1 protein-coding gene is annotated in these 3,298 nt (G+C 45.3%); it reads left to right on the top strand.

Annotated elements, in window-relative coordinates:
* Window positions 1-3,298: amino acid adenylation domain-containing protein (locus PN450_RS22860; RefSeq protein ID WP_271837651.1), on the top strand; the 3,298-nt coding region annotated here is incomplete at both ends.

A 3,298-nucleotide genomic window follows, 5' to 3' on the forward strand; every position in this document is an offset into this window, starting at 1 on the left:
GAAAACAGTGCAGGTGACAAACAATTAGTAGCTTATCTTGTCCCGCATCAAGAGCCAGCACCCACAAATAGTGACCTACGCCACTTCTTAAAAGCGCAACTGCCCGACTACATGATGCCTAGTGCTTTTGTTGTGCTGGAGGCATTACCACTAACACCCAATGGCAAAGTAGACCGTCGCGCCCTCCCCCAACCTGAATTAAGACCCGAACTGGAACCGACTTTTGTAGCTCCTCGCACTCCGATTGAGGAAATGCTAGCTAACATTTGGGGTTGTGTTCTGGGAATTGAACAAGTGGGCATTGACGATAATTTCTTTGAACTCGGTGGACATTCCTTACTAGCAACTCAAGTGATATCGAGGGTACGCAACACCTTAGCAGTGGAATTACCATTACGCAGCCTGTTTGAAACCCCCACAGTAGCCTCCCTTGCTCAACAAGTTGAGAATTCGCTCAATAGCGGACAATCCATACCAGTTCAACCGCTATTACCAATTCCACACTCAGGCAATATTCCATTATCCTTCGCACAAGCAAGGTTGTGGTTCCTTGACCAATTACAGCCAAACAGTGCCTTCTACAATATCCCAACCGCCTTACGTCTGAGCGGTCAACTCAATGTCACTGCTTTAGAAAGCAACATCAACGAAATCATCCGTCGTCATGAAGCCTTACGCACAAACTTCACAACAATAGAAGGTCAACCCATTCAGGTTATAGCCTCAACTCTAGAATTGAAACTGCTGTTTGTAGACTTACAAAATCTGCCGTTTGATGAGCGAGAAGTTGAGGCGCAACGATTAGCCACAAATGAGGCACAGCAACCTTTTGATTTAGAACGAGAGCCTTTAGTGCGAGTGATGGTGCTACAGCTAGGCTCATCTGAGTACGTTTTTTTACTAATAGTACACCACATTATTTTTGATGGGTGGTCAATAGGCGTGTTCATCCGGGAGTTAGCCGCGCTCTACGAAGCCAAATGTACTGGTAAACCTCTAATTTTACCGGAATTACCCGTACAGTACGCTGACTTTGCTGTTTGGCAGCGCCATTGGTTAACTGGGGAGGTACTCGAAACACAGCTTAACTACTGGAAACAACAACTAAAGGATGCTCCTACTTTATTAGAATTACCCACAGACCGACTAAGACCTGCTGTTCAAACTTTCCGGGGGACACACCAATATATAGCACTTTCTCTTGAGTTGAGCGAAGCACTTGCCGAGTTGAGCAAGGGAACAGGAGTCACCCTGTTTATGACGCTATATGCAGCGTTTGTGACATTGCTTTATCGCTATACAGGCTCCGATGACATCGTAATAGGTACGCCTGTGGCTAACCGCACTCCACAGGAAATCGAAGGGCTAATTGGCTTTTTTGTCAATACTTTAGCATTGCGTACCGATCTGTCGGGCAACCCTATTTTTGAGCAATTACTCCGCAGAGTCCGGGAAGTAGCGCTGCAAGCTTACACTCATCAAGACCTTCCCTTCGAGCAGTTGGTAGAGGCATTGCAACCAGAGCGTTCCTTAAGCCACACGCCCCTATTCCAGGTGATGTTCGCGCTCGACGACGCTCTGGTGCCTTCAATGGATCTGCTTGACTTAACTGTAAGTTCGTATTCAGTGGAAAGTGGAACGACCAAGTTTGATTTGACCCTATCAATGGAGAATACTGCTTCTGGATTGATAGGGGAATGGGAATACAATAGCGATCTGTTTGATGCGACTACCATTGAGCGGATGGCAGAACATTTGCAGACATTACTAGAGGGAATCGTTGCTAATCCAGAACAACGAATTTCTGAATTGCCGTTATTGACTCAAACCGAACGCCAGCAGTTGCTCTTTGAGTGGAACAACACCACTACTGAGTATCCCCATGATAAGTGTATCCATCAGTTGTTTGAGGAACAGGTAGAGCGATCGCCCAATGCTATAGCAGTAGTGTTTGAAGACAAACAACTAACTTACCGGGAATTGAATGCAAGAGCTAACCAGTTGGCACATTATCTGCGATCACTGGGTGTAGGGCTAGAAGTGTTGGTGGGGATTTGCGTCGAGCCATCTCTAGAGATGGTCATCGGCATTCTTGGCATTCTCAAAGCAGGAGGGGCTTATGTTCCGCTCGACCCTGCCTATCCTCAAGAGCGGCTTGCCTTCATACTAAAAGATGCGACTGTGCCAGTATTGCTCACACAGTCCCAGTTAGCTGAAGGGTTACCTGCACACTTAGCCCAAGTGGTGTACTTGGATAAAGATTGGAAAGACATTAGCAAGCACAGTCAAGAGAATCTTGCCCAGGATGTGAAAGCAGACAATCTCGCCTATGTTATCTACACCTCTGGCTCAACAGGAAAACCAAAAGGGGTTTGTTGTAATCATACAGGTGTAGTGAATCTCTTAGACGACATTCAAAGCCGCAAGCCAATTTCTATTGGAGATAAATGTAGTTTATGGACTTCTATTAACTTTGATGTTTCAGTTTATGAAATCTTCACGCCTCTCTTATCTGGTGGGTCATTATTGATTCCCTCAGACTATTTAAAGCTGAACAGCGAAGGATTTTTTGGATGGCTATGTACTAACCAGATTCGCAGCGCATATATTCCTCCATTTATGCTCAAGGAGTTGGTTGAGTGGTTGAATCCCTTAGAAGCTAATAAGCTATTCTTGCAAAGATTGCTAGTTGGAGTAGAACCAATTCATGAACAGTTGTTAGTAGAAATTGTAGAAAAACTTCCTGAATTACTAATCACTAACGGGTATGGACCAACTGAGGCTACAGTTTGTGCTACTCTGTATTCTGTTCATCCTCGAATCGAGAGCTACAAAAACACACCAATTGGTAAGCCTGTTCAGAACACACACATTTATATTCTCGATGGCTACCTTCAACCCGTTCCCATCGGTGTTACTGGAGAATTGCATATTGCTGGTGTGGGATTAGCGAGGGGATATCTCAACCGAACCGATTTAACGGAAGCGAAATTTATTCCCAACCCCTTTTGCAACAAACCCAGTTCTCGCCTCTACAAAACTGGGGACTTAGCCCGCTATTTACCAGATGGCAATATTGAATATCTTAGTCGCATTGATAACCAAGTAAAAATACGGGGCTTCCGCATTGAGTTGGGCGAGGTTGAGGCAGTGCTTACACAGCATCCAGTAGTGCGAGAAACTGTAGTCATCGCCAGAGAAAACAGTGCAGGTGACAAACAATTAGTAGCTTATCTTGTCCCGCATCAAGAGCCAGCACCCACAAATAGTGACCTACGCCACTTCTTAAAAGCGCAAC

Origin of the sequence: Dolichospermum lemmermannii CS-548, assembly GCF_028330815.1 — a bacterium.
Taxonomy (GTDB): domain Bacteria; phylum Cyanobacteriota; class Cyanobacteriia; order Cyanobacteriales; family Nostocaceae; genus Dolichospermum; species Dolichospermum lemmermannii.